Origin of the sequence: Mesorhizobium sp. M7A.F.Ca.MR.362.00.0.0, from assembly GCF_004023175.1 — a bacterium.
In the GTDB taxonomy this organism is placed as follows: Bacteria; Pseudomonadota; Alphaproteobacteria; order Rhizobiales; family Rhizobiaceae; genus Mesorhizobium.
In genome coordinates, this window is record NZ_RZTF01000174.1 from 9681 (window position 1) to 12533 (window position 2853).

The window sequence follows — 2853 nt, forward strand, 5'->3', positions numbered from 1 at the left end:
ACCCCCTCTGTCGCCTTCGGCGACATCTCCCCCTCAAGGAGGGAGATTACGCTTCGCGCTTCCCCAATCACCCTATCTGCCAGCAAACCCGGCTCAATCTTGCGTCTAATTGCGCGCCGGCGCCCAACATCGACAAGAAATTTCGCCGACATATCTTCATCTTGGTGCGTGGGAGGCTGGATCGGCCGGCGCTGCCGGGACCGACGTCCGCAGGCTACCCGACGAATTCGCACTGGCCTGGCGGCGCAGATATGCAAATATCGACACCAGGCAACATTGGAGGACAAAGGTCATGGCCGATGCTGGGATGTTGCGTTTCCACGTTCCGGAACCGGAAGTGCGGCCGGGCGGAACGCCTGATTTTTCCAATGTGCCGATCCCCAAGGCCGGCTCGGTGCCGCGCCCCGAAATCGATGTCGATCCGCGCACCATCCGCGATCATGCCTTCTCGATCATCCGCGTGCTGAACCGCACTGGCGAGGCCGTCGGTCCCTGGGCCGGCCTGCTCTCCGATGAGGAACTTCTGGCCGGCCTGCGCCACATGATGACGCTGCGGACCTTCGACGCGCGCATGCAGATGGCGCAGCGGCAGGGCAAGACCTCGTTCTACATGCAGCATCTGGGCGAAGAGGCGGTGGCTTGCGCCTTCCGCAAGGCGCTGGCGCCGGGCGACATGAATTTCCCGACCTATCGCCAGGCAGGGCTGCTCATCGCCGACGGCTATCCGATGGTCACGATGATGAACCAGATCTATTCCAACGAGGCGGATCCGCTGAAGGGCCGGCAACTACCGGTCATGTATTCGTCGAAGGAGCACGGCTTCTTCTCGATCTCCGGCAATCTGGCGACGCAGTACATCCAGGCGGTCGGCTGGGCGATGGCCTCGGCGATCTCGAACGATTCGCGCATCGCAGCCGCCTGGATCGGCGACGGCTCGACGGCCGAATCCGATTTCCACTCGGCGCTGGTGTTCGCCTCGACCTACAAGGCGCCGGTCGTGCTCAATGTGGTCAACAACCAGTGGGCGATCTCGACCTTTCAGGGCATTGCGCGCGGCGGCTCGGGCACATTCGCGGCAAGGGGCCTCGGCTTCGGCATCCCGTCGCTGCGCGTCGACGGCAACGACTATCTCGCCGTCCATGCGGTGGCCAAATGGGCGGCGGAGCGGGCGCGCAGCAATCTCGGGCCGACGCTCGTCGAATATGTCACCTACCGTGCCGGGGCGCATTCGAGCTCGGACGACCCGTCCGCTTACCGGCCGAAGACCGAATCCGACGCCTGGCCGCTCGGGGATCCGATCGTGCGGCTGAAAAACCATCTCATTCAGCTTGGCGTCTGGTCGGACGAGCGGCACGCGCAGGCCGAGGCGGAAATCCTCGACACGGTCATCGCGGCGCAGAAGGAAGCCGAAAGCCACGGCACGCTGCATGCCGGCGGCAAGCCGTCGACGCGCGACATGTTCGAGGGCCTCTACGCCGAGATGCCGCCGCATCTCAGACGCCAGCGCCAGCAGGCGGGAGTCTGAGCCATGCCGAGACGGACCATGATCGAGGCCATTCGCGATGCCATGGATGTATCGATGGGGCGCGACGACAAAGTCGTCGTGTTCGGCGAGGATGTCGGCTTCTTCGGCGGCGTCTTCCGTTGCACGCAGGGCCTGCAGGCCAAATACGGCAAGAGCCGCTGCTTCGACGCGCCGATCAACGAATCCGGCATTGTCGGCTCGGCCATCGGCATGGCCGCCTATGGGCTGAAGCCGTGCGTGGAGATTCAGTTTGCCGACTACATGTATCCGGCCTACGACCAGCTGACCCAGGAAGCAGCTAGGCTGCGCTATCGCTCGAACGGCGATTTCACCTGCCCGATCGTGGTGCGCATGCCGACCGGCGGCGGCATTTTTGGCGGCCAGACGCACAGCCAGAGCCCGGAAGCGTTGTTCACACATGTGTCGGGGCTGAAGACCGTGGTGCCGTCCAACCCACACGACGCCAAGGGGCTCTTGATCGCGGCGATCGAAGACCCCGATCCGGTGATCTTCCTTGAGCCGAAGCGGCTCTACAATGGTCCGTTCGACGGCCATCACGACCGGCCGGTGACGCCGTGGTCGAAACATGAGCTCGGCGAGGTCGCCGACGGCCACTACACTGTGCCGCTCGGCAAGGCGGCGATCCGCCGGCCGGGTTCCGCCATCACGGTGCTCGCCTACGGCACCATGGTCTATGTCGCGCAGGCCGCGGCCGAGGAAACCGGCATCGATGCCGAGATCATCGATCTCAGGACGCTGCTGCCGCTTGATCTCGATACGATCGTCGCATCGGTGAAAAAGACCGGGCGCTGCGTCATCGTGCATGAGGCGACGCTGACGTCCGGCTTCGGCGCCGAACTGTCGGCGCTGGTGCAGGAAAACTGTTTTTATCACCTCGAAGCGCCGGTTGCTCGCGTTGCCGGCTGGGACACGCCCTATCCGCATGCGCAGGAGTGGGATTATTTCCCCGGCCCCGCCCGTGTCGGCCGTGCCTTGCTTGAAACCATGGGGGCCTGAGATGGGCGAACACATCATCAAGCTGCCCGATGTCGGCGAAGGTGTCGCCGAGGCCGAGCTGGTCGAGTGGCACGTCAAGATCGGCGACATGGTACGCGAGGACACGGTGCTCGCCGCCGTGATGACCGACAAGGCGACAGTCGAAATCCCGTCGCCGGTCGACGGCGAGATCCTGTGGCTGGGCGCCGAGATCGGCGACACGGTGGCGATCGGTTCGCCCATCGTGCGGCTGAAGGTGGTGGGCGAGGGGAATGTTGTCGCAGACACGAAATCGCCAGAGGTCACAGCGGCATCTACCCCCACCCCTAACC

General features: G+C 64.4%; 3 protein-coding genes. All 3 read left to right on the plus strand.

The window, feature by feature from the left end:
• Nucleotides 1-292 precede the first annotated feature (292 nt).
• Nucleotides 293-1525 (plus strand): 3-methyl-2-oxobutanoate dehydrogenase (2-methylpropanoyl-transferring) subunit alpha, encoded by a 1233-nt coding sequence (locus EOC06_RS20505; protein WP_128308638.1) that lies wholly within the window; start codon nt 293-295, stop codon nt 1523-1525.
• 3 nt (nt 1526-1528) lie between these two features.
• Nucleotides 1529-2542 carry an alpha-ketoacid dehydrogenase subunit beta gene (locus tag EOC06_RS20510; protein ID WP_127271317.1) on the plus strand — a complete coding sequence of 338 codons (1014 nt, stop codon included), beginning with the start codon at nt 1529-1531 and terminating at the stop codon, nt 2540-2542.
• Nucleotide 2543: 1 nt separating this feature from the next.
• Nucleotides 2544-2853, plus strand: a 310-nt coding sequence (locus EOC06_RS20515) for a biotin/lipoyl-containing protein (protein ID WP_306462356.1), incomplete at its 3' end; no start/stop codon positions are given.

Coding starts and splice junctions, on each gene's coding strand:
- EOC06_RS20505 (WP_128308638.1), top strand. CDS start 293: ATGGCCGATGCTGGGATGTTGCGTTTCCACGTTCCGGAACCGGAAGTG.
- EOC06_RS20510 (WP_127271317.1), top strand. CDS start 1,529: ATGCCGAGACGGACCATGATCGAGGCCATTCGCGATGCCATGGATGTA.